Origin of the sequence: Sporolactobacillus vineae DSM 21990 = SL153 (assembly GCF_000377985.1) — a bacterium.
Taxonomy (GTDB): domain Bacteria; phylum Bacillota; class Bacilli; order Bacillales; family Sporolactobacillaceae; genus Sporolactobacillus; species Sporolactobacillus vineae.
In genome coordinates this window covers 47,671-64,132 of sequence record NZ_KB899046.1, presented here as the reverse complement: position 1 = coordinate 64,132, position 16,462 = coordinate 47,671, and the positions used below count along the sequence as shown (strand labels likewise).

At 54.0% G+C, this 16,462-nt stretch carries 15 protein-coding genes; 14 read left to right on the top strand and 1 reads right to left on the bottom strand.

Features of this window, described 5'->3' with window-relative positions:
• Window positions 1–18 precede the first annotated feature (18 nt).
• Entirely contained in the window at window positions 19–1,230 is a 1,212-nt protein-coding gene (locus tag D889_RS0107985; RefSeq protein ID WP_010630644.1) for a phospholipase D-like domain-containing protein, read from the bottom strand.
• 396 nt (window positions 1,231–1,626) lie between these two features.
• On the opposite strand from D889_RS0107985, the gene rpoE reads away from it, so the two are divergent.
• The 14 genes from rpoE to D889_RS0107900 all read left to right on the top strand — a co-directional run bounded on the left by rpoE (window position 1,627) and on the right by D889_RS0107900 (window position 16,435).
• Window positions 1,627–2,100, top strand: coding sequence for a DNA-directed RNA polymerase subunit delta (gene rpoE / locus D889_RS0107975; RefSeq protein ID WP_345938774.1), 474 nt, complete (start codon window positions 1,627–1,629; stop codon window positions 2,098–2,100).
• Between the two features lie 203 nt (window positions 2,101–2,303).
• On the top strand, window positions 2,304–3,902 hold the full coding sequence (gene pyrG / locus D889_RS0107970; RefSeq protein WP_010630641.1) for a CTP synthase: 1,599 nt from the start codon (window positions 2,304–2,306) through the stop codon (window positions 3,900–3,902).
• A gap of 208 nt (window positions 3,903–4,110) precedes the next feature.
• On the top strand, window positions 4,111–4,482 hold the full coding sequence (locus D889_RS0107965; protein ID WP_010630640.1) for a response regulator: 372 nt from the start codon (window positions 4,111–4,113) through the stop codon (window positions 4,480–4,482).
• A 278-nt stretch (window positions 4,483–4,760) separates the two neighbouring features.
• Entirely contained in the window at window positions 4,761–6,056 is a 1,296-nt protein-coding gene (gene murA / locus D889_RS0107960) for a UDP-N-acetylglucosamine 1-carboxyvinyltransferase (protein WP_010630639.1), read from the top strand.
• A 704-nt stretch (window positions 6,057–6,760) separates the two neighbouring features.
• The gene (gene rho / locus D889_RS0107950) at window positions 6,761–8,035 is read left to right on the top strand and encodes a transcription termination factor Rho (protein WP_018962258.1); all 1,275 of its coding nucleotides are present in this window, start codon (window positions 6,761–6,763) and stop codon (window positions 8,033–8,035) included.
• Between the two features lie 195 nt (window positions 8,036–8,230).
• A complete protein-coding gene (locus D889_RS0107945) occupies window positions 8,231–8,476 on the top strand; it encodes a type B 50S ribosomal protein L31 (protein ID WP_010630637.1) in 246 nt (81 codons plus the stop codon).
• A 149-nt stretch (window positions 8,477–8,625) separates the two neighbouring features.
• Window positions 8,626–9,198, top strand: a complete 573-nt coding sequence (locus D889_RS0107940) for a thymidine kinase (RefSeq protein WP_010630636.1) — start codon at window positions 8,626–8,628, stop codon at window positions 9,196–9,198.
• A gap of 95 nt (window positions 9,199–9,293) precedes the next feature.
• On the top strand, window positions 9,294–10,367 hold the full coding sequence (prfA, locus tag D889_RS0107935) for a peptide chain release factor 1 (protein WP_010630635.1): 1,074 nt from the start codon (window positions 9,294–9,296) through the stop codon (window positions 10,365–10,367).
• Window positions 10,364–11,239, top strand: coding sequence for a peptide chain release factor N(5)-glutamine methyltransferase (prmC, locus tag D889_RS0107930; protein ID WP_010630634.1), 876 nt, complete (start codon window positions 10,364–10,366; stop codon window positions 11,237–11,239). Before prfA ends, prmC begins: the two co-directional genes overlap by 4 nt.
• A gap of 65 nt (window positions 11,240–11,304) precedes the next feature.
• Window positions 11,305–12,048, top strand: a complete 744-nt coding sequence (gene spoIIR / locus D889_RS0107925; RefSeq protein WP_010630633.1) for a stage II sporulation protein R — start codon at window positions 11,305–11,307, stop codon at window positions 12,046–12,048.
• A gap of 302 nt (window positions 12,049–12,350) precedes the next feature.
• Window positions 12,351–13,391, top strand: a complete 1,041-nt coding sequence (locus D889_RS0107920) for an L-threonylcarbamoyladenylate synthase (RefSeq protein WP_026038981.1) — start codon at window positions 12,351–12,353, stop codon at window positions 13,389–13,391.
• A gap of 146 nt (window positions 13,392–13,537) precedes the next feature.
• Window positions 13,538–14,107, top strand: coding sequence for a manganese efflux pump MntP (locus D889_RS0107915; RefSeq protein ID WP_010630631.1), 570 nt, complete (start codon window positions 13,538–13,540; stop codon window positions 14,105–14,107).
• Between the two features lie 101 nt (window positions 14,108–14,208).
• Complete coding sequence (locus D889_RS0107910) at window positions 14,209–14,814, top strand: TIGR01440 family protein (RefSeq protein ID WP_010630630.1); 606 nt, start codon at window positions 14,209–14,211, stop codon at window positions 14,812–14,814.
• Between the two features lie 364 nt (window positions 14,815–15,178).
• Window positions 15,179–16,435: a serine hydroxymethyltransferase gene (locus tag D889_RS0107900; protein ID WP_010630629.1), complete on the top strand. Its 1,257-nt coding sequence runs from the start codon at window positions 15,179–15,181 to the stop codon at window positions 16,433–16,435.
• The last annotated feature ends 27 nt before the right edge of the window (window positions 16,436–16,462 follow it).

The following is a 16,462-nucleotide window of genomic DNA, read 5'->3' as shown; positions in this document are numbered from 1 at the left end:
GGGCAGCCTTTCTCGTGCTTATAGAAAGGAACGGAACCAGTCGGAACAGACGGACTTTAATTTCTCAAACGGCGAGCGCCCGGCAATGGTCTCCGCACCGACCAGGACTGAACTGTTTCGGATTTCTGTCTCCAGTTGTCCGGTGACGCTCTGAATCAGCTGGTGGTCGCTGCTGAATCCAATCAGTTCGTCATTCCAGAAGAAGCTGCGCCGGTCAAAGTTTGCCGTTCCGATATAGCACAGGCTCTGATCGATGACGAAGACTTTCGAATGATAGAAACCCTGGTAGAAGTGGTACAGCTGTGCCCCCTTTTCGACGAGCGGCCGCAAGTACAGATAGGACGCCGGACGGACCAGCGGATGATCCTTCTTCATCGGCAGCAGGATGGTCAGTCGGACGCCGTGTTCCAGCCGGTCGGTCAGGACATTCATGAGTTTCCGGCTGGGGATGAAGTAGGGCGAACCGATTGTGATCGACTGGTGGGCAGCACTCAGTTTCTCGGCAAATAACCCTTCAACCTGACGGCCGCTCGACCCCATCAGCGTGAGATCCGACGGCCCTTTAGCCAGTTGCGGATAAAAATGGCCGCGGTCCTGTGCGTTTTGGCCGGCTGCTGCCCAGTCGGCGAGAAAGAGACGCTGCAGTTCAGCGACACTTTCGCCCTCCACCTTCAGATGGTTGTCATGCCAGGAACCGGTCTCCGGTTTGTTGCCGATATAGTCGCGGCTGACATTAAATCCGCCGAAATAACCGGTTTTTCCGTCAATCACGGCAATTTTCCGGTGGTTGCGCCGGTTGAGCAGATAGAACGTGAACGGGAAAGATACGCTCCCGGAAAAGGCGAGATGGACACCTGCACGGGTCAGCTCATCTTCATATTTCTTTACCGACCGGCTGGCAAGAGTGTCGACGAGCAGCCGTACGTCGACCCCTTCTCCGGCTTTTTTCTCAAGCAGGTTCAGCCATTCCCGGCCGACATGGTCCACTTCGAAGATGAAAAAGCTGAGATGAATATGATCGCGAGCCTGAGCCATCGCTGCCGCCATATCGGCGAACAGGCTGCGCCCGTCAGTAAAATAACGGAGCCGGTTCATTCCCGTTGCCGGCTTATAGAGCGGCAGATGCGGGTGGCGTACCTTGATACCGGTGACGATGTCCAGCAGGATGCCGATAATGACAAGCAAGAGCAAAAGCAGGATCAGCAGAACAATAATTAGAATCAGATGCATCGGAACGTGGTTCCTCCTGTTCGGATCCGGAGCGGATTCACTAACTGCAGCATGAAAGCAAAGCTTCCGGGAAATCTTTTTCTGATCTTAATATATCCCAAAAAGGAAGATGTATCGAGAAACGTTAAAAAGAACCCGGCATCCGGATTGAAACAGGCCATGGGACGTACCGAGTGAAGAAGCCGCAGCGAAGGCGAACCGTGCTGATTTTTTAATTGGGACTTGATTTTAATTCCGGAACTGATTAATCTATGTATTGTGTAACCTCAAAATCGGCTGATCGATCACCTTTTCAGAAGCCTCCGTGCGGATATGGCGGAGCAGGATACACGGATGCCGCACGTTCCGGCATACCGTGTCGGGAACGGGCCGATGGTTTAAAGACAAAGGGAAAGGGTGTTAACCGTGGCAAATCATGTTGTCGAAGAATCAAGAGTGGATCGAATGTATGATATATTGGTAAAAACGCATGAGCCGCAGGATTTCTATGCGATGGCGGATAAGGTTTTTGAAAAAGGGGAAATTGAAGCGGACAATGGAGAGACGATTGCCCGTCTTTATACCACTTTGTCGCTTGACGGCCGCTTTCTGAGTGTCGGCCATAACCTCTGGGCACTTCGCGACTGGTACCCGCTCGAGAAGCGGGAAGCCGATGTGGCGAAGACCCTGGGTGATGCCACACACAGAAAAAATAAGATTGCGGAAGATGGATTCGACGATTACGACGATGATGACAATGAGAATCAGGACAACGAAGATCTGAACGACGATAACGATGATTCAGATGATGACGGGGACAACTACAATGACAACGATGACGACGTTCAGCGGATTCGGAAGAACGCCAGCATTGACGACGAGGAAGAATAAATTCCGACCCTGGAATGGTAATGTACGGCGCGGTTTCTTTCCTTTTTTTACAGCTGTTTTGTCCCCTTGATTCGACATGTCAGGTCTGTTAAAATGGCAAAGGGCGCAAGAGAACGTTACAGAAAAGCGAGCCCTCCGAATAGGAGCGGTGTCGCTTTTATTTTTATTTTATTTTTTATGAAACGAGGGGGAAAAGGCGCAGAATGACGAAATACATCTTTGTAACCGGAGGAGTTGTCTCATCACTGGGCAAGGGGATCACCGCAGCTTCTTTGGGACGCCTGCTGAAAAACAGGGGCCTGAAGGTAACGATCCAGAAATTTGATCCGTACATCAACGTGGATCCGGGAACGATGAGTCCTTATCAGCATGGCGAAGTGTTCGTGACCGACGACGGCGCCGAAACCGATCTCGATCTTGGACATTACGAGCGGTTTATCGACATCAACCTGAACAAGAACAGTAACGTGACGACCGGGAAAATTTACTCTTCCGTTCTGAAAAAGGAACGGCGCGGCGACTATCTCGGGCGGACAGTGCAGGTCATTCCGCACATTACCAATGAGATAAAAGACCGCGTGTTCCGGGCCGCGAAGACGACGGGTGCCGATGTCGTCATTACGGAAATCGGCGGAACGGTCGGCGATATCGAAAGTCTGCCGTTCCTGGAAGCAATCCGCCAGATCAAAGGCGATGTTGGTGTGGACAATGTCCTCTATATCCATGTGACGCTGGTTCCTTACATCCGGGCAGCCGGTGAAATGAAGACGAAGCCGACCCAGCACAGTGTCAAAGAACTGCGCGGGCTCGGCATCCAGCCGAATGTCGTCGTTCTCCGGACGGAATACCCGATGACACAGGAAATGAAAGACAAGATTTCGCTGTTCTGCGATATTGATAAGGAAGCCGTCATCGAAGCACGTGATTCCGAGACGCTGTATCAGGTACCGTTGCAGATGCAGGCAGAGCATCTCGACGACATCGTCTGCAAGAAGCTGCACCTGCCTGAAGGCGAAGCCGACATGAGCGAGTGGCATGATCTTGTGGACAAAGTGCTCCATCCGAAGCGGGAAGTCAAGATCGGTCTCGTCGGAAAATATGTCGAGCTCAAGGATGCCTACATTTCAGTTGTCGAAGCACTGAAACACGGCGGCTACAATTATGGGGCCGAAGTACATGTCCAGTACATCAATTCTGAAGATCTGCTTCCCGACAATGTGGCCGATACGCTGAAAGACGTTCAGGGCATCATTGTCCCCGGCGGTTTCGGTGACCGCGGCATTGAAGGAAAAATTCTCGCAATCCAGTATGCCCGGGAACATAAGGTGCCGTTCTTCGGCATCTGCCTCGGCATGCAGCTGGCGTCGATCGAGTTCGCCCGCAATGTCATGGGCCTGTCCGGCGCAGATTCCTCCGAGTTCAACAAGGAAGCCAAGGATCCGATCATCGATCTGCTGCCCGAGCAGCAGGATGTGGAGGATCTCGGCGGCACGCAGCGACTTGGGCTGTATCCATGCAAGATCATTAAAGATACCAAAGCGTTCGCCGCTTACGGCGAGGAGATCATCTACCAGCGCCACCGCCATCGTTACGAGTTCAACAACCAGTACCGCAAGCAGATGGCGGAAGCGGGTCTGACGTTCTCGGGACTGAGCCCGGACAACCATCTTGTAGAAATGATCGAACTTAAGGATCATCCGTGGTTTGTCGGCTGCCAGTTCCATCCGGAATTCAAGTCCCGGCCGACACGTCCGGAGCCGCTGTTCCGTGATTTCATTCATGCTTCACTGGAAGGAAAATAAGATCGTCGATCAGATACTGCTTCCTGAACCGGACAACATCCGGCAGACGGGAGCAGTTTTTTACCGAAAATAGTGTCCTTCCGAGCAGGTGATCGATGTCCCTGTGTCGAATAAATAGACAGCATGAAATTCAGCCTTCAGAAATCTGTCGTTTCCAGGCAGCAACAGTAAGACACTGAAAACAGGAACTAATATGGAGGCAACAGGTATGTCGGGGAAAATAATGATTGTCGATGATCAGCCAGGCATCCGGCTGCTGCTTGGCGAGGTTTTGAAAAATGAAGGCTATACGACACTTGCGGCGGGGAACGGAACACAGGCGCTGCAGATGATCGCCGGGCAGGATGTGGCACTTGTGCTGCTGGACCTGAGACTTCCGGGAATGAGCGGTACGGAGGTACTGAAACAGATTCGGGAGCACAGTCCGGAGACCCGGATCATCATCATGACGGCCTACACCAACAGTGAGATTGCCCGGGAGGCAATGGAGAGCGGCGCTATTGCCTGCTTTTCCAAACCATTTGATCTCGCCGCCCTGGTGGCAGCGGTCAAAAAAGAGATGCATCAGCTTCAGGCATGACTGATGCGATCCTTGCGCCGCTTCCGGCTGACTTAAGAAGTTAATTCCGGGGATAGACGGATTCCTTTTATGCTATAATCTAGATGAGTCATCTTATCGGAGTTGCAACGGCCTTTCTTTTGAAAATGATGCACACAGGCAGGCAGTTGTCGCTTGTCCGATCGTTACCTGAATTTTGCCATCTCGGTTTACATAGCCTGATGTTCGCATGCAAACAAAGGTCAGGTAATTGAGGTCGCCCGACCCCATCAAGCAACGGAAAAGGAAGTTACTCATCTATGGAAAAGTTACTGATTGAAGGCGGACACCGTCTTGGCGGCACGGTTCAGATCAGCGGCGCAAAGAACAGCGCGGTTGCTCTGATTCCTGCCACTATTCTCGCTGATTCGCCGGTTACAATTGATCAGCTCCCGGACATTACCGATGTACGCACACTTTGCCATCTGCTTCAGGAAATCGGCGGCAAAATTACCTTTCACGGCAACACCGTGACGATTGATCCGAGAAGCATGGTGGACATGCCGCTGCCCAACGGTTCCGTCAAGAAACTGCGCGCCTCTTATTATATGATGGGCGCGATGCTCGGCCGTTTCGGCAAAGCGGTCATCGGTCTGCCTGGCGGATGCAACCTTGGCCCGCGGCCGATTGATCAGCACATCAAGGGTTTTGAAGCACTCGGCGCCAAAGTAACGAATGAACAGGGTGCCATCTATCTGCGTGCCGATCATCTGCACGGCGCCCGGATCTATCTGGATGTGGTCAGCGTCGGTGCGACGATCAATATCATGCTCGCGGCTGTACGTGCTGAGGGTCAGACGATTATTGAAAATGTGGCGAAAGAGCCGGAAATCATTGATGTCGTCACACTGCTCACCAGCATGGGTGCGAAGATCAAGGGGGCCGGCACGGATGTGATCCGGATCGAAGGCGTGCGGGAGCTGCATGGCTGCCGCCACATGATTATCCCCGACCGGATTGAGGCCGGCACCTACATGATCATCGGTGCCGCCGCGGGCCGTGAGCTGCTGATCGACAACGTCATTCCGCAGCACGTTGAATCTCTGACCGCCAAGCTCCGTGAAATGGGCGCCGACGTTCAGACAGGCGAGGATCAGATGCTGGTGTCGCGCTGCAAGGGTACATTAAAAAGTGTGGATGTCAAGACGCTGGTCTATCCCGGCTTCCCGACTGATCTTCAGCAGCCGCTGACCAGCCTGCTGACCCAGGCAACGGGTACGAGCATCGTCACCGACACCATCTATGGCGCTCGCTTCAAGCACATTGATGAGCTGCGCCGGATGGGCGCCGACGTGAAAGTAGAGGGCCGGTCGGCGATCCTGAGCGGCTCGTCACAGCTGGAAGGCGCCAAAGTCCACGCATCGGATCTGCGCGCCGGCGCATCACTGGTCATCGCCGGCCTGATTGCCCGCGGCATCACGGAAATCACCGGAGTCGAGCACATCGACCGCGGTTATGACCATTTGATGGAGAAACTGAGCGGTATCGGCGCTCACGTCTGGCGCGAACAGGCCGACGAAGCCGATATTCATGAGAACCTGAAACATCAGGATTGAATCGATCATATTCTTAGCAAATGATACGCAAGAGCGGGACTTATTCGGTCCGGCTCTTTTTACTGTGCTCAAGATTACCCGAATCCGTAAAAAGTTTACCCGAACCGTCGCGAAGTTTACCCGAATCGGGGAAAAGATTACCCGAAAAACAAGAGTTTACCCGAATCCACAAAAAGTTTACCCGAACTACCGCAAAGTTTACCCGAACCGGGAAAAAGTTTACCCGAAAAACAAGAGTTTACCCGAATCCGTAAAAAGTTTACCCGAACTGCCGCGAAGATTACCCGAATCCACAAAAAGTTTACCCGAACCAGGGAACAAACCGAATTTATGAAAAATCGCGGCTTTTTCCGCTTTTTTTTCTGATTTCTGTTAGAAAAGTTGCGTAAACGGGTATAATGTGCTAAAAAGAACATAGAATGTAAGATGATATTCAGCGGATCAATCCCGGGTACGACGGTCCGTCATTGAACGTGCAATGACCTTTTGTCCCGCTGTCAGCAGATAGTCATGCTTCAGCAATATCCCTTTTCTCCTCTCAGGGCACATTTCAGTGCAAACATCCGGATAGGAACAGATCGCATAACCCAATCATATCCCATGTCTTTTTTATGATGCATCAATGGATCGGAATCCTCTTGTCTCTATAACATTCACAGTGAAAACGCAATCAGTTAAAAAATTACAAGAAACGTGGTGCGGCAATGGCAATTACATTAGCAGAATTGGAAAATATGAAACTGAGGGAACTCTATGAGCAGGCAAAAGTGTACAAGGTCTCCTATTACAGCAAACTGACCAAGCGCGAGCTCATTTTCTCGATTCTGAAAAAGCAGGCGGAAGAGGACGGACTCTCATTTATGGAAGGCGTCCTTGAAATCATCCCGAACGAAGGCTTCGGATTTCTCCGCCCGATCAACTATTCACCGAGTTCGGAAGACATTTATATTTCCGCGTCCCAGATCCGCCGCTTCGATCTGCGCAACGGCGATAAGGTTACCGGAAAAGTCCGGCCGCCGAAAGAAAACGAGCGCTACTTCGGTCTGCTGCGGGTCGAAGCGGTCAACGGCGAGAATCCTGATGCGGCTAAGGATCGTGTCCATTTTCCGGCATTGACACCGCTCTATCCGAACCGGCAGATGGTGCTGGAAACGGCAAAGGAAAACTTCTCGACACGGATCATCGATATGATTTCACCGGTCGGCTTCGGCCAGCGCGGTCTGATCGTGGCACCGCCGAAAGCCGGCAAAACGACACTGCTGAAAGAAATCGCCAACAGTGTCAGCATCAATTATCCGGACGCCGATCTGATGGTGCTGCTTGTCGATGAACGGCCTGAGGAAGTCACCGATATCGAACGCTCAGTGCGCGGCGATGTTGTCAGTTCGACGTTCGATGAAGTTCCGGAGAATCATGTCAAGGTATCGGAACTGGTTCTGGAACGGGCGATGCGGCTGGTCGAACAGAAACATGATGTCATTATTCTGATGGACAGCCTGACCCGGCTGGCCCGCGCGTATAACCTGGTCATTCCGCCGAGCGGCCGTACACTGTCCGGTGGTATTGATCCGGCTGCATTCCATAAGCCGAAAAAATTCTTCGGCGCGGCGCGTAATCTGGAAGAGGGCGGCAGCCTGACGATCCTGGCCACGGCGCTGGTCGACACCGGTTCCCGGATGGACGACGTCATCTATGAAGAGTTCAAGGGCACCGGCAACATGGAACTGCATCTGGACCGCCGGCTCGCCGAACGGCGGATTTTCCCGGCGATCGACATCCGCCGGTCCGGCACGCGTAAGGAAGAGCTGCTGGTCAGCAGGGATCATCTGGAAAAATTATGGACGATGCGCAAAACAATGGACGAGTCGCCTGAATTTGTTGAGTCCTTCTTTAAACGAATTCGCCAGACGAAATCCAATCAGGAGTTCTTCGATCTGTTCGATAAGGAGAAAAGCGGTTTGCTGCACGCGCAAAGCTGAAAGCCGTGTGCCTGACCGGAAGACATGACGGGCACAGCGCATTCGGAGCGCGGCATCACGCCGTCCCCGGACATACGTGACACGCCATCATGCCGGCTTGCAAATCACATTTTTTCCTGATACAATACTCGTTGTGCGTTATGCTATCAGACTCTGGTTTGAGAGAATAATCAGGGCGCAAAGGAGATGAATGAAATGAAACCAGGTATCCATCCCGACTATCACAAAGTCGTATTCCAGGACTCAAGTACCGGTTTTAAGTTTTTGAGCGGCTCGACCAAGACATCGAATCAGACCGTTAAGTGGGAAGACGGAAACGAATATCCGCTGATCACTGTCGAAGTCAGCTCCGACTCGCATCCATTCTACACAGGCCGTCAGAAGTTTGCGGACAAGGGCGGACGTGTCGACCGGTTCAAGAAGAAATACAACCTCAAATAAGGATTGTATTCAGATGCTCGGAAGAGAAACGGCAATTCCGGCCGCGCTGGAATCAGCCGTTTTAATTTGCGTATGATCGCTGCAGACAGGGTCTCCTGTCTGTTTTTTATACCTGCAGAGGATGCCCCGGCAGAAGGGAAGTACGATTCATGGCACAGCTCTTTTTTAAATATGGCGCGATGAACAGTGGAAAGTCGATCGAGATTATTAAAGTCGCGCACAATTATGAAGAACAAGGCAAACCGGTGCTGCTGTTTACGTCCGGCATGGACAATCGGGATGCGGTCGGTACAATCTCCAGCCGTGTCGGATTCAGGCGGAAGGCGATACCGATTTTTAAGAATACCGATATCTATGCGGTGGTCGCGGAGTATCTGCCGCGCCCGCACTGCGTGCTTGTCGACGAAGCGCAGTTTCTGACGAAGGAGCATGTGCTGGAGCTGGCGAAAATCGTCGATACATGCAACATTCCGGTGATGGGATTCGGTCTGAAAAATGATTTTCGCAATGAACTGTTTGAGGGCAGCAAGTATCTGCTGCTCTATGCGGATAAAATTGAAGAGATGAAGACGATCTGCTGGTTCTGTGAGCGGAAGGCGACGATGAACCTGCGGATCGACGGGGCGGGCAAACCGGTCTATGAAGGCGATCAGATCAAGATCGGCGGCAATGAAAGTTACTATCCTGTCTGCCGTCACTGCTACAGTCATCCGCCAATCTGACCCGCGGTTTTGACGCTGAAAACGAGATCATCATATAATGATATTAATGAAGAAACTGGGTTAAGCGCTTACCCGAAGTGTACGAGGTGAGACAGATGTTTGAACATCTGCAGGCGACGGAAGACCGCTATGACAAACTGAATGAACTGCTCGCCGATCCTGAGGTGATTGGCGATCCGGTGAAGCTGCGCGATTATTCGAAGGAACAGTCCGAGCTCGAGCCGACAGTCATGGTCTATCGGGCTTATAAAAAGAATGCGCAGGAGCTTGCCGATGCCCGGGAAATGATCGACGAGACATCGGATGACGCCATGAGACAGATGATTCAGGACGAGATCGGCCGGCTGGAAGCACAGAAACCGAAACTGGAAAAACGGCTGAAGCAGCTGATCGTACCCCGGGATCCGAACGACGAACGCAACGTGATCCTTGAAATCCGCAGTGCCGCCGGCGGTAATGAAGCGGCGCTCTGGGCCGGCGATCTGCTCAATATGTATACCCGTTATGCGGAGCAGCATGGCTGGAAGCTGGAAGTGATCGACGCCAGCCCGAATGAAATCGGCGGGTATAAAGAAGTCGTGTGTATGATCACCGGGCGGGGTGCTTATTCCCGGCTGAAATATGAGAGTGGGACTCACCGCGTCCAGCGTGTCCCGGAGACGGAGAGCGGCGGCCGGATCCATACATCGACCGCGACCGTGGCCGTGCTGCCGGAGGCGAAAGAGGTCGAAGTAGAACTGAACGACAAGGATATTCGCGTCGACCGGTTCGCCTCAAGCGGCCCGGGCGGCCAGGGAGTTAACACGACGATGTCGGCGATCCGGCTGACGCATCTTCCAACTGGTATCGTTGTCTCCTGTCAGGATGAACGTTCGCAGATCAAGAATAAGGAAAAAGCGATGAAAGTCCTGCGCGCCCGGGTCTATGACAAGTATCGGAGCGAAGCGCGGGAACACTATGACTCTACCCGGAAGTCGGCCGTGGGCACCGGTAACCGCTCGGAACGGATCCGCACCTATAACTATTCCCAGAACCGGGTCACGGACCACCGGATCGGACTGACCGTCCACCAGCTCGATCAGGTGCTCGGCGGAAAGCTCGATGAATTCATCGATGCGCTGATTCTGAACGATCAGGCGAAAAAAATCGAACAGGCGGATGCCCCGTGACACTGAAACGATATGAAGCGCTCAAGTGGGCAGCAGCGTTATTAAAAAGTCATCACCGCGATGAGAATATCGGCGAGATTCTGCTCGAATATCGGCTCAATCTGTCACGGACCGATCTTCTGGCAGACATCCGCGAGCCGCTGCCGGCCGCGGATGAAGCCTGGCTGAAGGAGCATGTTGCCCGTCATGCGGTTTATGGTACCCCCGTCCAGTACATGACCGGACAGGCACCTTTTTATGGCCGGACATTCAGGGTAACGCCGGATGTGCTGATTCCGCGTCCGGAAACAGAAGAACTCGTTTACCGCTGCGGCAAGTGGGCGGCGCGGTTTTTTCCCGGCCGGAAGAGACTGTCGGTCTGCGATATCGGCACCGGCAGCGGCGCGATTGCCGTTACCCTGGCGCTGGAACACCCGGACTGGCACGTCACCGGAGCCGATATTTCGCCGCGGGCACTGGCTGTTGCTGAGCAGAATGCGGCAACACTCGGTGCTGCAGTCACGTTCCGCCAGGGCGATCTGATCGACCCGGTTAAAAATGAATCTTTTGATCTCCTCGTTTCCAATCCTCCTTACATTACAGGTGACGAGATGGACGCGCTCGACAACACGGTAAGAGATTATGAACCGCATCTGGCCCTGTTCGGCGGCGCCGACGGTCTGGACTTTTACCGCCGGATCGTCACCGGCGCCCGCACGCTGTTCGGTACAGGACCGTTTTTTGTCCTGGCTTTGGAAATCGGTGCCGCGCAGGGGGCGGCAGTCGGCAGTCTGATCCGCCGGGCCTATCCGGACCGCATCGAAGCGCTGTCGGTGGAAAAAGATCTCGCCGGTCTTGACCGGAACGTCATGGCCGTACTGCGGACAAAATAATTCATGACCGCTGCGTTTATTTTTCTCCGGACCCGTCCACACTGTCGGGTAAGGGAGGCGGCGGCATGAAGACGAAAAAAGTTTTAGTCATTCTATTTATCTTATCTATCAATCTTGTGATCTTTCTCTTCTGGCAGAGCAGCACAACTAAAGCCGATGAAAAGGGGCCGATCCCGCAGAACGCGATCCGTCTGCGAATCCTTGCCAACAGCGACACACCGGCAGACCAGACGGTGAAACGCCAGGTCCGCGATGCGGTCAACAGCCGGATTACCGGCTGGGTCGGCAATCTGAAGACCTCCCGGCAGGCGGAAACGGTCATCCGCGACCATCTGCCCGAACTTCAGCAGACCGTAGCCCGGACGCTGCGCCGCCTTCATGCCGACAGCACCTTCACGATCAAGCTCGGCAAAGCCGATTTTCCGACAAAAATGTACGGAACATATGTCTATCCGGCGGGACAGTATCAGGCACTGGTGATCTCGCTTGGCGACGGGCAGGGCGCCAACTGGTGGTGCGTCCTGTTCCCGCCCCTCTGCTTCCTGGATTTCTCCAACAGTGAGGCCGTCCGGCAGGATCCGGCGCCGCAGCCTTCAGCGGCGGGCACCGCTGTGAAACCGGCAAAACAGGAAACTGTCGAAGCGACTGGTGCGGCTTCCGCCCGTCCGTCTGCTGCTCAGCGGATAACCGCCGGGCAGCCGCAGGACGCAGCGCCGGAAGCGGCCCGGCCCCCGGCAAAAAGTCGGGTACAGGTCCACTTCTTCGTTGTCGATTTCTTTACATCCATGTGGCACTCAGTAACGAAATAATCACTGCGGTATCCGTGTCACAGCCGGAGTTTGTGAAATAGTGTATACTGAACATGTTGTCCTGCCGGCTGCGCGCCGGTTTTATTGTGCCTGAGAGAAAGGCTCCGTTCAAAATACTGTCCGGCTTAATGGGCGGGAGACATACAGATTGCCCGCAGGCATCGGATGCCGGAAACAAACGAAACGGACAAGTTGAACGGAATCTGGAAATAACAGACATTTCTTACGCCTTCGTACTGAAAGACTGCCGGACATCCGGCTTGATTGAAACGAAACATGGAAAAAAGGAGATTCAGAACATGATGAAAACGAAATTGTGGAAGGTGGACCCGGAAGCGGAGGATCTGGTTAATGATCCGCAGATCCGGGAAGCTGCCGCCCTGCTGGAGCGCGGCGAGATCATCGCATTCCCGACAGAAACCGTGTACGGCCTCGGGGGTAATGCGAAGATCCGAGACTCAGTCCGGAAAATTTATGCGGCAAAAGGCAGACCGAGCGACAATCCGCTGATCGTTCATGTCGCGACCGAAGAGCAGGTCCGGGAGATCTGTACGGAGATCAATCCGATGGCCAAGAAACTGATCGACGCTTTCTGGCCGGGTCCGATGACACTGGTACTGCCTTCCCGCGGGGCTGTCACCGATACCGTCACGGCCGGTCTGTCCACCGTCGCGATCCGGATGCCGAGCCATCCGGTCGCCCGCGCACTGATTCTGGCATCAGGACTGCCGATTGCGGCGCCCTCGGCAAACAGTTCAGGCCATCCGAGTCCGACGACGGCCGGGCATGTACTGCATGACCTGAATGGAAAAATTGCCGGTATCATTGACGGCGGTGAAACCGGAGTCGGCGTGGAGTCGACCGTCGTCGACTGCACGACCACCCCGATGACGATTCTCCGTCCGGGCGGCATTTCCCGTGAACAGCTGGCCGAAGTCATCGGCCCTGTGACCGATGATCCCGGACTGACCCGTCCCGATCAGACACCGAAAGCACCGGGGATGAAGTACAAACATTATGCGCCCGAAGCCACAATGTACCTGGTTCCGAAGGGCAAAGACCGGATCCGGGAACTGGTCGTCAATCAGAAGAATGAACACCGCCGCGTCGGCGTGCTCACGACTCTGGAAAATAAGGATGCCTTTCCGGATGCCGATGTGGTCCTGACCTGCGGCCGGCGCAGCGATCCGGTGACGGTCGCCCACGACCTGTTCGCCGTCCTGCGCCGTTTCGATGCCGAGAATGTCAACGTCATCTACAGCGAGACCTTTTCGGAAGCCGGAATCGGCAAAGCGATCATGAACCGTCTGTCCAAAGCAGCGGCCGGACGCGTCCTTGAGTAATTTTTACATAAAAAATGTGATTCAAACCGGATGCTGCACCTTTTACTGAGGCGCAGCATCCGGTTGCTTTTTTCTGCACGGCTTCACCCGGCTTCTATCCCGTACCGGACATGCATAGACTGGCTCTAGGAACAGGGGGGATCGGAGTGGCCGCAGATCTGATCAACGAGGGGCTGGCTTTAACCATTATGGGACTGGCTCTGGGTATGGACGCATTTTCAGTGTGCATGGGCATGGGCATGGCCGCTTTTCGGTCTCGCCAGGCAGCGATCACCGGAGTCTGGATCGGTCTCTTCCATGCGCTGATGCCGCTGATCGGTATCATTGTCGGACATCTGCTTTCGCACCGGTTCGGTGAAATCGCCGGTATGGCGGGCGGACTGCTGCTCATCCTGATCGGCCTGCAAATGATTCTGACGCTTGTCCGTCAGGATTACCGGCAGAAGGATCTCGCCCTCAGGACCGACGCCGGGATTGTCCTGTTTGCCCTGGGCGTCAGCATCGACAGCTTTTCCGTCGGTCTGAGCATGGGCCTGTTCGGCACCCGCATTCTCGCCGCGATCACCTTGTTCGGCTTCATCAGCATGCTGATGGCCTGGGCCGGATTTTTTATCGGCAAACGGACGCAGCGCTATTTCGGCCGCTTCGGTGAAGCACTCGGCGGCATCATCCTGCTCTTTTTCGGGCTCAAACTCCTGCTGCATTTTCCTCTTTGACGCTTATTTCCTTTTCCCGACAAAACATTTCCCGGGCAATTGTCGGTTTATGACTCATCAAGGGTATCCTGCTATAATGGTGAGGTAAGAATGACAGGCATATGCTGTCGAAAGGGAAGGGCAAAATTATGGCAGAAACAAATCAGCAGATTATAGATGAAGCAGCTGCAGCACTCGGCGATCTTGAAAAAGTGATGCCGTTCGACGCACGGCACCTGCTTGTCATCGGCTGCAGTACAAGCGAAGTCCGCGGCAGCCGGATCGGCACCTCCGGCTCGCTGGAAGTGGCCGCGTCGATCTATCAGGCCATAAAACAGATTCACGACCGGACAGGGGTCCGTTTCGCCTTCCAGTGCTGTGAACATCTGAACCGGGCGCTTGTGCTTGACAGAGAAGTAGCGGAACGGAAAAATTTCGAACCCGTGACCGTCCGCCCGGTCCGCCATGCAGGCGGCTCGATGGCGACCTACGCCTACGAACATCTTGCCGATCCGATCGTTGTCGAGTCGATCAGGGCCGACGGCGGTATCGATATCGGTGATACGCTGATCGGCATGCATCTGAAGCCGGTGGCGGTTCCGGTCCGCAGCACGATCCGGAAAATCGGCGATGCCAATCTGGTCATGGCACGGACCCGGCCGAAGCTGATCGGCGGCGAACGGGCCGTCTATCCGGAGAAAGAAACTTCAGGTGTCCTGCATGAATGAACCACCGGCTGTTCCAGCAAAAGGAACGGCTTTTTTTGTGTTTCGGAAATCAGGAGCTCAGAGTTTTCAGAAATTTGTCACAAAATGCAGCAGGTATTCCCGGAGTAGCCCTGAGCGAATACTGGGCACGCCGCAATTTGATTTAATTCACTTATAAAGGACAAAATATGATAAACTTTACATGATAAAAAACCTGCCATGAAGGAAACCGGAAAACCCGGCTGGACAAACAGGGCGGACAGGCGATTGGCTTCAACGCGTCCGCAATCGGGCTGTTTGATCCGGCAATAAGTTTTCGGGATGCCGCTTAGTTCGCGGCAAAAGTCAGACAAAAGCTGAGCTTGAGAGGAGCTGCACATCATCCATGAATGGAATTGAGACAGAGGATCCGGATGTTTTCAAGGCTATTGAACAGGAACTGGGAAGACAGCGGAGCAAGATCGAACTGATCGCGTCGGAGAACTTCGTCAGTGAAGCCGTCCTTGAGGCGGCCGGATCGGTGCTGACCAACAAGTATGCGGAAGGGCTGCCGGGCCATCGCTATTATGGCGGCTGCGAGTTCGTTGATATTGTTGAAAATCTGGCCCGCGACCGGGCACTGAAACTGTTTGGTGCCGAACATGTCAATGTTCAGCCGCATTCAGGTGCCCAGGCGAACATGAGCGTCTATAATGCTGTGCTGAAGCCGGGCGACACGGTACTCGGCATGCGGCTGTCCCACGGCGGACATCTTTCCCACGGCAGCAAGGTGAACTTCAGCGGTGAACTGTACCATTTTGTTGATTACGGCGTTCGCAAGGACAATCAGCGGATTGACTATGATGAAGTCGAGAGCCAGGCACTGAAATACAAACCGAAAATGATCGTTGCCGGTGCCAGTGCTTATCCGAGAATCATCGACTTCAGGAAGTTCCGTGAAATTGCCGATGAGGTCGGGGCGCTGCTGATGGTCGACATGGCGCACATTGCCGGACTGGTAGCCACCGGTCTGCATCCGAGCCCGATTCCCTACGCTGATTTTGTGACGACAACCACCCACAAGACGCTGCGCGGCCCGCGCGGCGGCATGATCTTCTGCAAGGAGAAGTACGCAAAGAAACTGGATAAGTCCGTCTTCCCGGGCATTCAGGGCGGACCGCTGATGCACATCATCGCGGCCAAGGCAGTTGCTTTGGGTGAGGCGCTTAAGCCTTCCTTCAAGGACTATTCGGCACAGATTGTCGCCAATGCCAAAGCCTTTGCCGAAGCGCTGATCGCGAACGGTCTGAATCTGGTATCCGGCGGGACCGATAACCATCTCGTTCTTGTCGACGTCCGCAATCTTGGGATCACCGGGAAAAAGGCGGAAGCCGTCCTCGACAGCATCGGGATTACGACGAATAAAAACGCCATTCCCTATGATCCGGAAAAACCGTTCGTCACCAGCGGGGTCCGCATGGGTACCCCGGCGGTGACGACGCGCGGTTTCAAGGAAGACGACATGCGCGAAGTGGCGTCGATCATCGCAACATCGCTGAAGCATCCTGATGATGCAGCAGTTCTGGCAGGAACCCGGGAACGCGTCCGCACTCTGACAGAGAAATATCCGCTCTATCAGACGGGAACCGGTGTGTTTTCCTGAAACATGGAAGAAACAGATACAGTGGAG

Coding starts and splice junctions, on each gene's coding strand:
- D889_RS0107985 (WP_010630644.1), bottom strand. CDS start 1,230: ATGCATCTGATTCTAATTATTGTTCTGCTGATCCTGCTTTTGCTCTTG.
- pyrG (WP_010630641.1), top strand. CDS start 2,304: ATGACGAAATACATCTTTGTAACCGGAGGAGTTGTCTCATCACTGGGC.
- D889_RS0107965 (WP_010630640.1), top strand. CDS start 4,111: ATGTCGGGGAAAATAATGATTGTCGATGATCAGCCAGGCATCCGGCTG.
- murA (WP_010630639.1), top strand. CDS start 4,761: ATGGAAAAGTTACTGATTGAAGGCGGACACCGTCTTGGCGGCACGGTT.
- rho (WP_018962258.1), top strand. CDS start 6,761: ATGGCAATTACATTAGCAGAATTGGAAAATATGAAACTGAGGGAACTC.
- D889_RS0107945 (WP_010630637.1), top strand. CDS start 8,231: ATGAAACCAGGTATCCATCCCGACTATCACAAAGTCGTATTCCAGGAC.
- D889_RS0107940 (WP_010630636.1), top strand. CDS start 8,626: ATGGCACAGCTCTTTTTTAAATATGGCGCGATGAACAGTGGAAAGTCG.
- prfA (WP_010630635.1), top strand. CDS start 9,294: ATGTTTGAACATCTGCAGGCGACGGAAGACCGCTATGACAAACTGAAT.
- spoIIR (WP_010630633.1), top strand. CDS start 11,305: ATGAAGACGAAAAAAGTTTTAGTCATTCTATTTATCTTATCTATCAAT.
- D889_RS0107920 (WP_026038981.1), top strand. CDS start 12,351: ATGAAAACGAAATTGTGGAAGGTGGACCCGGAAGCGGAGGATCTGGTT.
- D889_RS0107910 (WP_010630630.1), top strand. CDS start 14,209: ATGCTGTCGAAAGGGAAGGGCAAAATTATGGCAGAAACAAATCAGCAG.
- D889_RS0107900 (WP_010630629.1), top strand. CDS start 15,179: ATGAATGGAATTGAGACAGAGGATCCGGATGTTTTCAAGGCTATTGAA.